The organism is Bacillus sp. FSL K6-1218, from assembly GCF_038006445.1.
Lineage (GTDB): Bacteria > Bacillota > Bacilli > Bacillales > Bacillaceae_G > Bacillus_A > Bacillus_A thuringiensis_S.
The window spans coordinates 4,580,459-4,592,123 of the sequence record NZ_JBBOVE010000001.1 but is presented as its reverse complement, the minus strand read 5'-3'; the positions used below and the strand labels follow the sequence as shown (position 1 = coordinate 4,592,123).

Here is an 11,665-nt window from a genome sequence, read left to right as displayed (position 1 = left end):
TAGCAAGGATATGATGATTAACGAGCAAATTCGTGCACGTGAAGTACGTTTAGTTGGCGCAAATGGCGATCAACTTGGAATCAAGTCTCGTAATGACGCTTTAGACTTAGCTGCAAATCTTAATCTTGATTTAGTATTAGTTGCTCCAAATGCGAAACCGCCAGTATGCCGCATTATGGACTACGGTAAATTCCGCTTTGAGCAACAGAAGAAAGAAAAAGAGCAGCGCAAAAATCAAAAAGTAATTAGCATGAAAGAAGTTCGTTTAAGTCCAACAATTGATGAACACGACTTTAACACAAAACTTCGTAATGCTATCAAGTTTTTAGAGAAAGGCGACAAGGTTAAAGCGTCAATTCGCTTTAAAGGACGTGCCATTACTCATAAAGAAATCGGTCAACGTGTTTTAGATCGCTTCTCAGAAGCTTGTGCTGAAGTTAGTACAGTTGAATCTAAGCCTAAAATGGAAGGACGCAGTATGTTCTTAGTTTTAGCACCGAAAAACGATAAGTAATAGATAGAGGAGGAAATACCTATGCCTAAACAAAAAACTCATCGCGGCGCTGCAAAGCGTTTCAAAAAGACTGGATCAGGTAAACTGAAACGTTCTCACGCTTACACAAGCCATTTATTCGCTAACAAATCTACAAAAGCTAAACGTAAACTACGTAAAGCTGGTGTAGTAAGCGCTGGTGACTTCAAACGCATTCGTCAAATGCTTGACAACTTAAAATAAGTTCGGCTGATATATAGAACAATTAGGAGGTAATATTATGCCAAGAGTAAAAGGTGGTACAGTTACTCGTCAACGTCGTAAAAAAGTTATAAAATTAGCAAAAGGTTACTACGGTTCAAAAAATACATTATTCAAGGTTGCTAACCAACAGGTTATGAAATCTCTAATGTATGCATTCCGTGACCGTCGTCAAAAGAAACGTGACTTCCGTAAATTATGGATTACACGTATCAACGCAGCAGCTCGTATGAATGGTCTTTCTTACAGCCGCTTAATGCACGGTCTTAAAAATGCTGGCATCGAAGTTAACCGCAAGATGCTTGCTGACTTAGCTGTTCATGACGAAAAAGCTTTCGCTGAATTAGCAACAGTTGCAAAAAACAACATTAACTAATTAATTAGTTGAAACCTTAGAAGAATTTTCTTCTAAGGTTTTTTGTTTGTATTCAGAGAGAAGTTTGAAGTTCTAAAGATTAACGGATGTGTCGTTATCGATATGACAAAATTAATATAAAAACTATAGCGGTATAGAAGAATATATATGTGAAGTCAGGATAATCCTCCTGGCTTGTTTCAATTCTGCTCTTTTGGAAAGAAGAGTATCTTTCCTAGCCGAAACGACACTGCTATAATGGAAAGATGATATGGAACTTTCATCAGATGAACAATTTAAGAGCGATGACTGAAACGTATTTGTAAATTAAGGACAAGCTATTTTATAAAGAGGTAGATAGCTGACTTATTCATAAGAACTGAAACATAATAATGAACTTTGAGATGAAACAACATTGTTGCGTAAAATGCGATGTTGGAGGAGGACAATAGAATGGACTTACTACAACTATTTAAATTACAAAAAGAATTAGATGACCGTATTGCAAAAGAACATGACTTACAACCGAAAAAATTGTTAAAAGAAAAAATGTTAGCTCTTCTTGTAGAAATTGGAGAACTTGCAAATGAAACACGTTGTTTTAAATATTGGAGCAACAAACCAGCTTCGGAACGTGAAGTAATATTAGAAGAATACGTAGATGGTTTGCATTTTATTTTATCAATCGGAATTGATTTAGGTATTGATAAAAACTTCCTATTCTATAAATGTGCACAAACGAATAAAACACAAGTGGAAATTTTCTTAGACACATACGCGAAAGTAATTCGTTTTACAGATCAACCATCTATTACAAACTATATTGAATTATTTACGAGCTATCTTCGACTTGGACAAGCACTTGAATTTGAGCAAGAAGAGATTGAAAAAGCGTATTTAGATAAAAATGAAGTAAATCATCAGCGTCAAACACAAGGATACTAATTTAATTTTTGAATATTTCAATTTAATTATTGTATAATGAATTGACTGAAGAAAAAGGAGGGTGTTGGCAATGACAAAATTAGACGCGACATTGACAATGCTAAAAGAATTAACAGATGCACGTGGTATTGCCGGTAACGAGCGTGAACCACGCGAAGTAATGAAGAAATATATCGAGCCATTTGCAGACGAGCTTTCTACTGATAATTTAGGAAGTTTAGTTGCGAAAAAAGTAGGGGAAGAAAACGGCCCGAAAATTATGGTTGCAGGTCATTTAGATGAAGTTGGCTTTATGATTACGCAAATTGATGACAAAGGTTTCCTACGCTTCCAAACGGTGGGAGGCTGGTGGTCACAAGTTATGCTTGCACAGCGCGTGACGATTGTAACGCGTAAAGGAGATGTAACAGGTGTAATTGGTTCAAAACCACCGCACATCTTACCTCCAGAAGCACGTAAAAAGCCAGTTGAAATTAAAGACATGTTCATCGATATCGGTGCTTCTAGCCAAGAAGAAGCAATGGAGTGGGGCGTACGACCAGGAGATCAAGTTGTACCTTACTTTGAATTCCAAGTGATGAAGAATGAAAAAATGTTACTTGCAAAAGCATGGGATAACCGAATCGGTTGTGCGATTGCAATTGACGTATTAAAACAATTAAAAGATGAAAAGCATCCAAACGTTGTATACGGCGTTGGAACTGTACAAGAAGAAGTTGGTCTTCGTGGTGCAAAAACATCTGCGAATTATATTAAACCAGATATCGCGTTCGCAGTAGATGTTGGTATCGCTGGAGATACACCGGGTGTAACGTCAAAAGAAGCGCAAAGTAAAATGGGCGATGGACCACAAATCATTTTATATGATGCTTCTGTTATTGGACATACAGGTTTACGTGATTTCGTAGTTGATGTTGCTGACGAATTACAAATCCCATACCAATATGATTCAGTAGCGGGCGGGGGAACTGATGCGGGTGCGATTCACATTGCTGTAAACGGTATTCCTTCTATGGCAATTACAATTGCAACGCGCTATATCCATTCACATGCAGCGATGTTACACCGTGATGATTATGAAAATGCAGTAAAGTTAATTGTAGAAGTTATTAAACGTCTTGATAAGGATGCTGTACATAACATTACATTTAATTAATAGAAAAAGCGAAGGAGATTTTCCTTCGCTTTTTTATGTTTTAAAAAGGTCGTTCTAATCCTGCTGCAGTATGAGCACCTAAAATAATTAAACGAGTTAATTGCATCGCCATAAAATGCGGGGTATATATCATTCCTCTTTTTAACCATGACATAATCATTCCGATGTGAGCCCCTGTCACATAACTAATCAAAATATCACGAGGAACCATAAGATCTTCGTCATCTGGTTGTGAAATAGACAAGCTTAATGTTAAATGCACTTGTATTGTTTTCATCATTTTATAAGAGTAGTTTCCGGCAGCTTTATCCCCAAGCATAACGTTATAAAAGTTTACATTTTCTGCGATATGTTCGAATAAAGCCAGAAATGTAGGATGAGGTGAATCGAATGTAAGTTGAAAATCTTCTTTATTTCTATTTTTCGGTTTAATTACTTCTGCTAGCTTCTCTAACATTTCTTCAATACTTTTGTCTAATAGGTCATATTTATCATGGTAATGGCTATAAAATGTAGCGCGATTTACAGGAGCGCGTTCTGCGATATGTTGCACAGTTACATTTTCAAAGCCTTTTTCGCCTACTAAAGCGACAAAAGCATCCTGAATGAGTTGTCTCGTTCGCTTTACACGTGGATCATTTGTATTTTTAATAGACATTTTACTTCTCCTCGTTTAATTTTCTATACTTAAACAACATATTGGTATTATATTGTTGTTTAAGCAACATTTCATACGTAAATTGTCGGTTGTAGATTCAAAATAATTATTTATAATTATAAACGATAGTCCTTCAGAAATCAGCACCGCTCGCAGGCAGATAAGTTTCGATTTATGCTGCAGATGGTGTGATTTTTTTGTTAAAAGGTTAATATAATTAACAATTAAACAATCTAAACAATCTAAACAATAAGGACATAAATAGTTTAGAAAAAAATTATATGCGATATAAGGAGAGGAATGCAATGAATCAGTTTCGAAGAATGGTAATTATCAACATTATCACATTAATTGTACTAGTTGGCGGCGGTATTGGCGGTTATTACTATTACAACCAAACGGAAAATTACTTAAAAACAGACAATGCAAAGATCGATGGAAAGGTAATTCCGGTTGCTTCACCAGTAGCAGGGAAACTAACTGACTGGAAAGCTGAAGTTGGAAAAAATTACAATGAGAATGATAAATTAGGAGCTGTTACTGTAACAGCAGCTAATGGAGAACAAACAGTAGATGTAACAATTCCACAAAATGCAACGGTTGTACAATCAAACGCAACAACAAATGCTTTCGTTGGAGCAGGTAGCCCGATTGCTTACGCATTTGATATGAACAATTTATGGGTAACAGCAAACATTGAAGAAACAGATGTTGATGATGTTCAGAAAGGTCAAGACGTAGACGTGTATGTAGATGCATACCCAGATACAACGTTAACTGGGAAAGTAGAACAGGTTGGTTTAACAACAGCAAATACATTCTCGATGTTACCATCAAGTAATGCAACAGCGAACTATACGAAAGTAACACAAGTAGTGCCAGTTAAAATTTCATTAGATCATAGCAAATCAGTAAATATTGTTCCTGGAATGAATGTGTCAGTTCGTATTCATAAGTAAGGGGGAGATGAGATGTCCTCAATTGCAATTGTAGGATATGCACTATTTTGTATAATCGTCTTCTTCCTTGTAAATCGTCTTTTACGAAAGAAAAAAACGAACGTGGGAGAAGAACAAGTCCCAGCCGTAAGTAAAATAGAAGTAAGTAAGCTAGAAGCAGTAGAGAAAGAAAGTGAACAAAAGCAAGAAGCCGAAATTTCTAATGTAGTTGAATTAGAAACAGGCAAGCAAGAAGAAGTAAAACAAGAAAAAGAAATGCCGAAAAAACAAACGTCTATGCCTATAGAGAATGTAAATGTAAAAGCAGTTGTAACAGTATTAATTCTCGGCATGTTCGTTTCTATTTTGAACCAAACAATCATTAACGTTGCATTGCCTCCGTTAATGAATGAATTTAACGTATCAACTTCAACGGCGCAATGGTTAATTACAGGGTTTATGCTTGTAAATGGTATTTTAGTGCCGATTAGTGCCTTTTTAGTTTCACGATTTACGTATCGTAAATTATTTGTAGCGGCAATGTTATTCTTCACAGTAGGATCTATCATTTGCGCTACATCAGGAAACTTTACAATGATGATGACGGGCCGCGTAATTCAAGCGGTCGGTGCAGGTATTTTAATGCCAGTTGGCATGAACATCTTTATGACGTTGTTCCCGCCTCATAAGCGTGGGGCAGCGATGGGATTACTAGGTGTTGCAATGATTTTAGCGCCAGCTATTGGGCCAACTGTAACAGGCTGGGTTATTGAAAACTATAGCTGGAACTTAATGTTCTATGCGATGTTTATTATTGGTTTAATTATTACGTTCCTATCTTTAAAATTCTTTACACTCGCTCAACCAGTGTCTAAAACAAAATTAGATGTATTTGGTGTAATTAGTTCGAGTATTGGACTAGGTAGCTTACTGTACGGATTTAGTGAGGCTGGAAATAATAGTTGGACTAGTGCAGAAGTTGTTATTTCACTTATCATTGGTGTCATTGGTTTAGCGTTATTTATTTGGAGAGAGTTAACAACAGACAATAAAATGCTTGATTTACAAGTATTTAAATATCCAGTATTTACTTTCACTTTACTAATTAATGCAATTGTAACGATGGCGTTATTTGGAGGTATGTTATTACTTCCGGTATATCTGCAAAACATTCGCGGCTTTACGCCAATCGAATCAGGTTTATTATTACTCCCAGGATCATTAATTATGGGTATTATGGGACCTATTGCAGGGAAACTATTTGATAAATACGGTATTCGTCCGTTAGCGATTGTTGGGTTAGCTATTACAACGTTCGCGACATATGAATTTACGAAGTTATCAATGGATACGCCATATAGCGTTATTATGATGGATTATATTATACGTTCAATTGGTATGTCATTCATTATGATGCCAATTATGACAGCTGGTATGAACGCACTGCCGATGAAATTAATTTCTCACGGTACAGCAACGCAAAATACGTCAAGACAAGTAGCTGGTTCAATCGGAACAGCAATTTTAATCACACTTATGACGCAACAAACAACTGCTCACGTAGCAGATTACGGCAACATGTTAACAACATCAAACCCAATTTTAGTTGATAAAGTACACGGTATGGGGCAAAGTTTAGCAGCGATTGCCGGATCGGCTCAAGCAGGAGATGCGATGAGCACACAACTATTATATGGACAAATTTCAAAGCTATCTGCAATTAACGGTATTAACGATGCCTTCTTAATTGCAACGATACTAGCAGGTATTGCTTGGGTGTTATCGTTCTTCTTACAATCAGGCAATAAACCAAATAAAAAAGCAGGGAATTAATTTCCCTGCTTTTTTGTCTTTTTAAAGAGTTAAATATAAAAAATGATAACCAGTTACGGAGCACAGCCCTGTTATAAACAAAATCGTTCCCATAGCAAGAATACTTGATATTTGTCTGCCGCTTATAATAGCTAATAGTCCGGCTAAAGAGAACAAACTCCAATATAAAGTTCCTGAAATTGGAACCATCCCCTCTAAATGTATTCCAGAACCTATACAAATGATAGGAACAACGATAAGAGATATGCTAATTAAACCAGCTATAATAGTAAGTAATTTACGATGTTTCATGCCAGCAATAATTAAAAAAATACCAACGATAAATTCACATACCATCAAAGTAAGAGCTAAAATCATCCAAGTTAATATTCCGACCACTGCTGTATTACCTCCGATTTGTAGGTTTCTAAAAAATATTATATATAGAATGAATCACCTACAGACACGAGTACCCAGAAAATAACCCCCAGTAGTCCCGTAATAAAAATAATAAATCCTATGTTGCGTATACTTTTAATTTTTACTTGTAATCCACTTAATCCTGCCGATAATCCAGTTAAAGAAAACAATATCCAGTATAAAGTAGTTGAAATAGGGAGGATTGTCTCGCTATTCACCCCCATGCTCCAAAAAACAAAAGGTAGCGTTACAAAGGAAAAGCTAAGTACCCCCATTAAACCAACAAATAATTTACGATGTTTAATACTAGTAATAATTAAAAAAATACCACCGAAAAATCCGCATAAGACAAGAATTGGCATATAAACAATCCAAAGGAAGCTAAACATATATAATCTCCTTTTATGTAATGAGTTATATTTTACTACATCAGGTTCATTTTGGATATTATTAATAAATATGTATAAATTGATAGAAATGGGTAGTAATGATACGGATTATCAAAAAGTGCTAATCGAAGAAGAGTTTGAAGTTGTGATAAAAGAGTAAAAAGAGGTATCGTGATGATACCTCTTTTTAACTGAAGAATGCCAACGTATTATTTATAATATGAAATAACATAGCTGGAAGAATGGATTTTGTTTTCTTACATAAAATAGCCATTAATAATCCCATGAAGAAAGTAATTACCATTACTCCAAGTGAGTATGTATGAGCGATACCAAAGAAGAAACTTGTTAAGACTGCTGCAATCCAAAATGGAAAGCGTTCAGAGAAGAAGTGAAGTATAAAACCACGGAAAATAAGTTCTTCAAAAATTGGTGTGAGTATTGCAAATCCGAGAAGTAATAGTATTTGATATTGCTTAAAAACGTCTAAGTTTAGTGCGGAAGATTGCTGCTTTGTTGCGTCTTGGAATACATAATTTAATAAGAAGTAGTTGAGTATGATGTTTATAGCGAAGAAAAGAAGTAAATATACGTATGTGCGCCATTCTTTCAGTGCTTTAAAGTTAAAAGAGTTCAGTAATAATCTTTTCGCAGGTTTGAATTTAAAAATAAAGAATAACAACATGGCTAGTTGTAACCCTATACTTGCGGTGTTTGCAATAGATTCATACAGGGCAATTTGCTTTTTATTTGTAAGACCAGCCGTATAAATTGTTAAGGGCATTATTGCTAGGAACAAGGTAATGAGTCCAGTTCCGAAAAAAGCGAATAAAACGGAGCTAATAAATTGTCCCCATGACATAGAGTGTTTCTGTTCATCAGAAAGTTGTGTAGCGGATTGCATTTGTGAAATCACCTCTTTATATTTGTATATTTAATTATAAAGTAATCTGTTTTTGAATGTAACATTTAAATATTACATTCAAAGGTGTATTTTTCGTAAAATAATAAAAGAGGTATCACCCTGTAGTGATGCCTCTTTCTCATTGATAACTATGTTCTGCCTTGTTATTCAATTTTGCTTGCTCTATTTGCAATTCACGCTCTACCAATCGATCTAATTGCTGAATAGCTTTCAGTGCTTTTTCATAAGAGATAGTTCGGTAATGGTGCGCTCCGCCTGGTTCTTCATCTGCTTCGTCTGCCCATTTAATAATGCTTTGAAGAGATGTTCTTTCAATTTCTTGTTCCACTAAGAAAGAATCTGTATGCAGAAGAATCGCGATAGAAATTTCTTTTGCTAGTTTTGGATGCTCTCCCAATCTAATAAGCAATTTATGTGCTCTTTCTGCACCTTTAATTGCATGGATATCATTCTTTTTATATAAGTCATAGTCCCATTCGCCACCTGTGTACCACGTATGATGTCCGATATCATGAAGGAAGCCAGCTTTTGTGGCAGCATCGACTGAGGCGTGATGCTTTTTGGCTAGGTGAAACGCATGGTAAGCGACAGCGATCGCATGAACCATTCCAGAACGATTTACGTATTTTTGTGTAATATGGTGTTTAAAAATTTGTTCAAGCGTAATACGGTGCATAAAACATTCACTCCTTTTATCTAATGATGTATACGAAGAAAAAACGATCGGTTTAAATGTATTTTGAATATTGTACTCCATCATAGTTCGTTAGTAAAGTAGAAATGTTTAGGAGAAGAAAAAATTTTTCGTGAAAAAAATCACCTTGGCTTATGCGAAGGTGATTTTTAAATTGCTTATTTTTTTAATCCTTGCTCAAGTGTTTCTAACATTTCATGTTTTTCATTTTCATCAGCATTTTTCCAAATGACTTCGAATAAAACGCCAAGACCTGGAAGCATTTTTTCTTCACCGCTTTGAATTGCATCGACAATTGTTTCTTGTAATTGATCTTGTGAATTTCCAGATACATTCGCTAATACGGCACCGCGTAAATTAAAACTCATTGTTTTCACCTCTTCTTCAGAATTGAAACTGACGTTAGTTTTTGTTCTTTTTTATGTAAATATGTATGAAAAATAGGCTATAATGATAAGACAAGAAGAGAGGGAAATACATATTATGAAAAACATTGATTCAGTACAAAATCCGCGTGTAAAGCAGTGGAAAAAGCTGCAAACGAAAAAAGAACGCGATAAAAAAGGTTTATTTTTTGTAGAAGGATTCCACTTAGTCGAAGAAGCTTTGAAGGCAGGAATTGTAACAGAACTTATCGTTTCAGATCAGACAGACCTTCCGAAAGATTGGACAGTTAATGATGTGGAAATGTATATCGTGCCTGAGGCTATTGTAAAAATACTTCGTGAAACAGAAACGACGCAAGGTGTATTTGCTGTTTGTGAGAAGCATGAGAAAGAAGTAGCTCTTACTGATGGGAAATTCCTTTTATTAGATGGCCTGCAAGACCCAGGTAATTTAGGGACAATTATTCGTACAGCTGATGCAGCTGGTATTCATGCCGTTGTGCTTGGAGAAGGTTGTGTTGATGTTTACAATAGTAAAGTACTCCGCTCTACACAAGGTTCTATTTTCCACTTGCCAATTGTAAAAGGGAACTTAGAAGAATGGGTAGACAAGTTAAAAGAAAATAACGTTCCTGTATATGGAACAGCTCTTGAAAATGGAGTTCCGTATGATGAAGTAACTCCGGCCGGAAGTTTTGCATTAATTGTTGGAAATGAAGGAAATGGCGTACGCCAAGAAATTCTTGCAAAAACGGATCAAAACTTGTATATTCCGATTTACGGCGGGGCAGAATCATTAAATGTTGCGGTTGCAGCAGGGATTTTAACGTATTATTTACAAAGCCCAGTTGCGAACAAATAAAAAACTTCTTATAATAAGTTGAAGTACATTATATTAAAAGTTAAATAACGAAAAACGTTGATAGAGAAGAGTAGCTTACAAAATCGCCATATAGGGAGAGAATGCCGTAGACTGAAAGCATTCTTATGGTAGACGGAAGTGAATTCACCTCTGGAGTTGACGCCAGGACCATGTATATGTAAAGGCGTTCCGGTCAGAATTGATCGTTATAACTAATGAGTGGGCAGACTTGTTCTGTCAATTTAGGGTGGTACCGCGAATTTACCTCGTCCCTTTTTGGGAGCGAGGTTTTTTTATTTTTAAAATTAGGAGGGTTCCAAAATGGAAGCACGTTTAAAAGAGCTAAAGCAAAAAGCGTTAGAGCTTATTGAAGAAGCGAAAGAGCTAAAGGGCTTAAACGACGTACGCGTAGCGTATTTAGGAAAAAAAGGTCCAATTACAGAAGTATTACGCGGCATGGGAAAATTATCAGCAGAAGAGCGTCCACGTATGGGAGCATTAGTGAATGAAGTACGTGAAGCGATTCAAACGCGTCTAGAAGACAAAATTAGCAACTTAGAAAAAGCAGTAATTGAAGCGAAATTAGCTACGGAAACAATTGATGTTACATTACCAGGTCGTCCTGTTGAAACAGGTTGTCACCATCCGTTAACAGCTGTTGTTGAACAAATTGAAGATGTATTCATCGGTATGGGTTATGAAGTAGCTGAAGGAACAGAAGTAGAAAAAGACTACTACAACTTCGAAGCACTAAACTTACCGAAAGATCACCCAGCACGTGACATGCAAGATACATTCTACATTACAGAAGAAACGTTACTACGTACACATACATCTTCTGTGCAAGCACGTACGATGGAAAATAATAAAGAAAAAGGCCCAATCAAAATTATTTGTCCTGGTAAAGTGTATCGCCGCGATGATGATGATGCGACGCATTCACATCAGTTCATGCAAATTGAAGGCCTTGTAATTGATAAAAACATTCGTATGAGTGACTTAAAAGGTACACTGCAAGTATTCGTGAAAAAGATGTTCGGTGAAGATCGTGAAATCCGTCTTCGTCCAAGTTTCTTCCCATTCACAGAGCCATCTGTAGAGATGGATATTTCTTGTATGATGTGTCATGGCAAAGGTTGCGGCACTTGTAAAGGAACTGGCTGGATTGAAATTCTAGGCGCAGGTATGGTTCACCCGAACGTACTTGAAATGGCTGGTTATGATTCAAAAGAATATCAAGGTTTCGCATTCGGTATGGGCGCAGAGCGTATCGCAATGTTGAAATACGGAGTAGATGACATTCGTCATTTCTATACAAATGATGTACGTTTCTTACAACAATTCAAACGAGCGTAAGGGAAGGAGAGGATA

General features: G+C 36.1%; 15 protein-coding genes and 1 other annotated feature. Of the genes, 9 read left to right on the top strand and 6 right to left on the bottom strand.

Going from position 1 to position 11,665, the window contains the following annotated elements; all coding sequences use genetic code 11:
• Positions 1-10: 10 nt before the first annotated feature.
• From infC to MHI26_RS23420, 5 genes are all read left to right on the top strand, one after another.
• Positions 11-514, top strand: a complete 504-nt coding sequence (gene infC, locus MHI26_RS23440) for a translation initiation factor IF-3 (protein ID WP_000973215.1) — start codon at positions 11-13, stop codon at positions 512-514.
• Between the two features lie 21 nt (positions 515-535).
• Entirely contained in the window at positions 536-736 is a 201-nt protein-coding gene (rpmI, locus tag MHI26_RS23435; RefSeq protein ID WP_001125945.1) for a 50S ribosomal protein L35, read from the top strand.
• A 37-nt stretch (positions 737-773) separates the two neighbouring features.
• Positions 774-1,130: a 50S ribosomal protein L20 gene (gene rplT / locus MHI26_RS23430; RefSeq protein WP_001138362.1), complete on the top strand. Its 357-nt coding sequence runs from the start codon at positions 774-776 to the stop codon at positions 1,128-1,130.
• A gap of 432 nt (positions 1,131-1,562) precedes the next feature.
• Positions 1,563-2,054 (top strand): dUTP diphosphatase, encoded by a 492-nt coding sequence (locus MHI26_RS23425; RefSeq protein ID WP_000365050.1) that lies wholly within the window; start codon positions 1,563-1,565, stop codon positions 2,052-2,054.
• A 70-nt stretch (positions 2,055-2,124) separates the two neighbouring features.
• Positions 2,125-3,210: a M42 family metallopeptidase gene (locus tag MHI26_RS23420; protein ID WP_000163554.1), complete on the top strand. Its 1,086-nt coding sequence runs from the start codon at positions 2,125-2,127 to the stop codon at positions 3,208-3,210.
• Between the two features lie 40 nt (positions 3,211-3,250).
• Here MHI26_RS23420 and MHI26_RS23415 read toward each other — a convergent pair whose 3' ends face one another.
• The gene (locus MHI26_RS23415) at positions 3,251-3,868 is read right to left on the bottom strand and encodes a TetR/AcrR family transcriptional regulator (protein ID WP_000023661.1); all 618 of its coding nucleotides are present in this window, start codon (positions 3,866-3,868) and stop codon (positions 3,251-3,253) included.
• 305 nt (positions 3,869-4,173) lie between these two features.
• On the opposite strand from MHI26_RS23415, the gene MHI26_RS23410 reads away from it, so the two are divergent.
• Positions 4,174-4,827 (top strand): HlyD family secretion protein, encoded by a 654-nt coding sequence (locus MHI26_RS23410; protein ID WP_001071418.1) that lies wholly within the window; start codon positions 4,174-4,176, stop codon positions 4,825-4,827.
• Positions 4,828-4,839: 12 nt separating this feature from the next.
• Positions 4,840-6,639, top strand: a complete 1,800-nt coding sequence (locus MHI26_RS23405) for a DHA2 family efflux MFS transporter permease subunit (RefSeq protein WP_000094779.1) — start codon at positions 4,840-4,842, stop codon at positions 6,637-6,639.
• Between the two features lie 21 nt (positions 6,640-6,660).
• On the opposite strand, the gene MHI26_RS23400 is transcribed toward MHI26_RS23405, so the two are convergent.
• The 5 genes from MHI26_RS23400 to sspI form a co-directional block, all read right to left on the bottom strand.
• Positions 6,661-7,017 carry a hypothetical protein gene (locus MHI26_RS23400; protein WP_061666224.1) on the bottom strand — a complete coding sequence of 119 codons (357 nt, stop codon included), beginning with the start codon at positions 7,015-7,017 and terminating at the stop codon, positions 6,661-6,663.
• Positions 7,018-7,055: 38 nt separating this feature from the next.
• Positions 7,056-7,427, bottom strand: coding sequence for a hypothetical protein (locus MHI26_RS23395; RefSeq protein WP_000490823.1), 372 nt, complete (start codon positions 7,425-7,427; stop codon positions 7,056-7,058).
• A 187-nt stretch (positions 7,428-7,614) separates the two neighbouring features.
• Entirely contained in the window at positions 7,615-8,331 is a 717-nt protein-coding gene (locus tag MHI26_RS23390; RefSeq protein ID WP_001190240.1) for a CPBP family intramembrane glutamic endopeptidase, read from the bottom strand.
• 139 nt (positions 8,332-8,470) lie between these two features.
• Positions 8,471-9,028: an HD domain-containing protein gene (locus MHI26_RS23385; RefSeq protein ID WP_000554790.1), complete on the bottom strand. Its 558-nt coding sequence runs from the start codon at positions 9,026-9,028 to the stop codon at positions 8,471-8,473.
• A gap of 176 nt (positions 9,029-9,204) precedes the next feature.
• Positions 9,205-9,414 carry a small acid-soluble spore protein SspI gene (gene sspI / locus MHI26_RS23380; RefSeq protein WP_000009509.1) on the bottom strand — a complete coding sequence of 70 codons (210 nt, stop codon included), beginning with the start codon at positions 9,412-9,414 and terminating at the stop codon, positions 9,205-9,207.
• Positions 9,415-9,496: 82 nt separating this feature from the next.
• On the opposite strand from sspI, the gene MHI26_RS23375 reads away from it, so the two are divergent.
• Together MHI26_RS23375 and pheS are read left to right on the top strand one after the other, a co-directional pair.
• Positions 9,497-10,294: a TrmH family RNA methyltransferase gene (locus MHI26_RS23375; RefSeq protein WP_141526905.1), complete on the top strand. Its 798-nt coding sequence runs from the start codon at positions 9,497-9,499 to the stop codon at positions 10,292-10,294.
• Positions 10,295-10,342: 48 nt separating this feature from the next.
• Positions 10,343-10,571 (top strand) — a binding site (T-box leader).
• A 44-nt stretch (positions 10,572-10,615) separates the two neighbouring features.
• Complete coding sequence (pheS, locus tag MHI26_RS23370) at positions 10,616-11,650, top strand: phenylalanine--tRNA ligase subunit alpha (RefSeq protein ID WP_000388222.1); 1,035 nt, start codon at positions 10,616-10,618, stop codon at positions 11,648-11,650.
• The last annotated feature ends 15 nt before the right edge of the window (positions 11,651-11,665 follow it).

Coding starts and splice junctions, on each gene's coding strand:
- infC (WP_000973215.1), top strand. CDS start 11: ATGATGATTAACGAGCAAATTCGTGCACGTGAAGTACGTTTAGTTGGC.
- rpmI (WP_001125945.1), top strand. CDS start 536: ATGCCTAAACAAAAAACTCATCGCGGCGCTGCAAAGCGTTTCAAAAAG.
- rplT (WP_001138362.1), top strand. CDS start 774: ATGCCAAGAGTAAAAGGTGGTACAGTTACTCGTCAACGTCGTAAAAAA.
- MHI26_RS23425 (WP_000365050.1), top strand. CDS start 1,563: ATGGACTTACTACAACTATTTAAATTACAAAAAGAATTAGATGACCGT.
- MHI26_RS23420 (WP_000163554.1), top strand. CDS start 2,125: ATGACAAAATTAGACGCGACATTGACAATGCTAAAAGAATTAACAGAT.
- MHI26_RS23415 (WP_000023661.1), bottom strand. CDS start 3,868: ATGTCTATTAAAAATACAAATGATCCACGTGTAAAGCGAACGAGACAA.
- MHI26_RS23410 (WP_001071418.1), top strand. CDS start 4,174: ATGAATCAGTTTCGAAGAATGGTAATTATCAACATTATCACATTAATT.
- MHI26_RS23405 (WP_000094779.1), top strand. CDS start 4,840: ATGTCCTCAATTGCAATTGTAGGATATGCACTATTTTGTATAATCGTC.
- MHI26_RS23395 (WP_000490823.1), bottom strand. CDS start 7,427: ATGTTTAGCTTCCTTTGGATTGTTTATATGCCAATTCTTGTCTTATGC.
- MHI26_RS23390 (WP_001190240.1), bottom strand. CDS start 8,331: ATGCAATCCGCTACACAACTTTCTGATGAACAGAAACACTCTATGTCA.
- MHI26_RS23385 (WP_000554790.1), bottom strand. CDS start 9,028: ATGCACCGTATTACGCTTGAACAAATTTTTAAACACCATATTACACAA.
- sspI (WP_000009509.1), bottom strand. CDS start 9,414: ATGAGTTTTAATTTACGCGGTGCCGTATTAGCGAATGTATCTGGAAAT.
- MHI26_RS23375 (WP_141526905.1), top strand. CDS start 9,497: ATGATAAGACAAGAAGAGAGGGAAATACATATTATGAAAAACATTGAT.
- pheS (WP_000388222.1), top strand. CDS start 10,616: ATGGAAGCACGTTTAAAAGAGCTAAAGCAAAAAGCGTTAGAGCTTATT.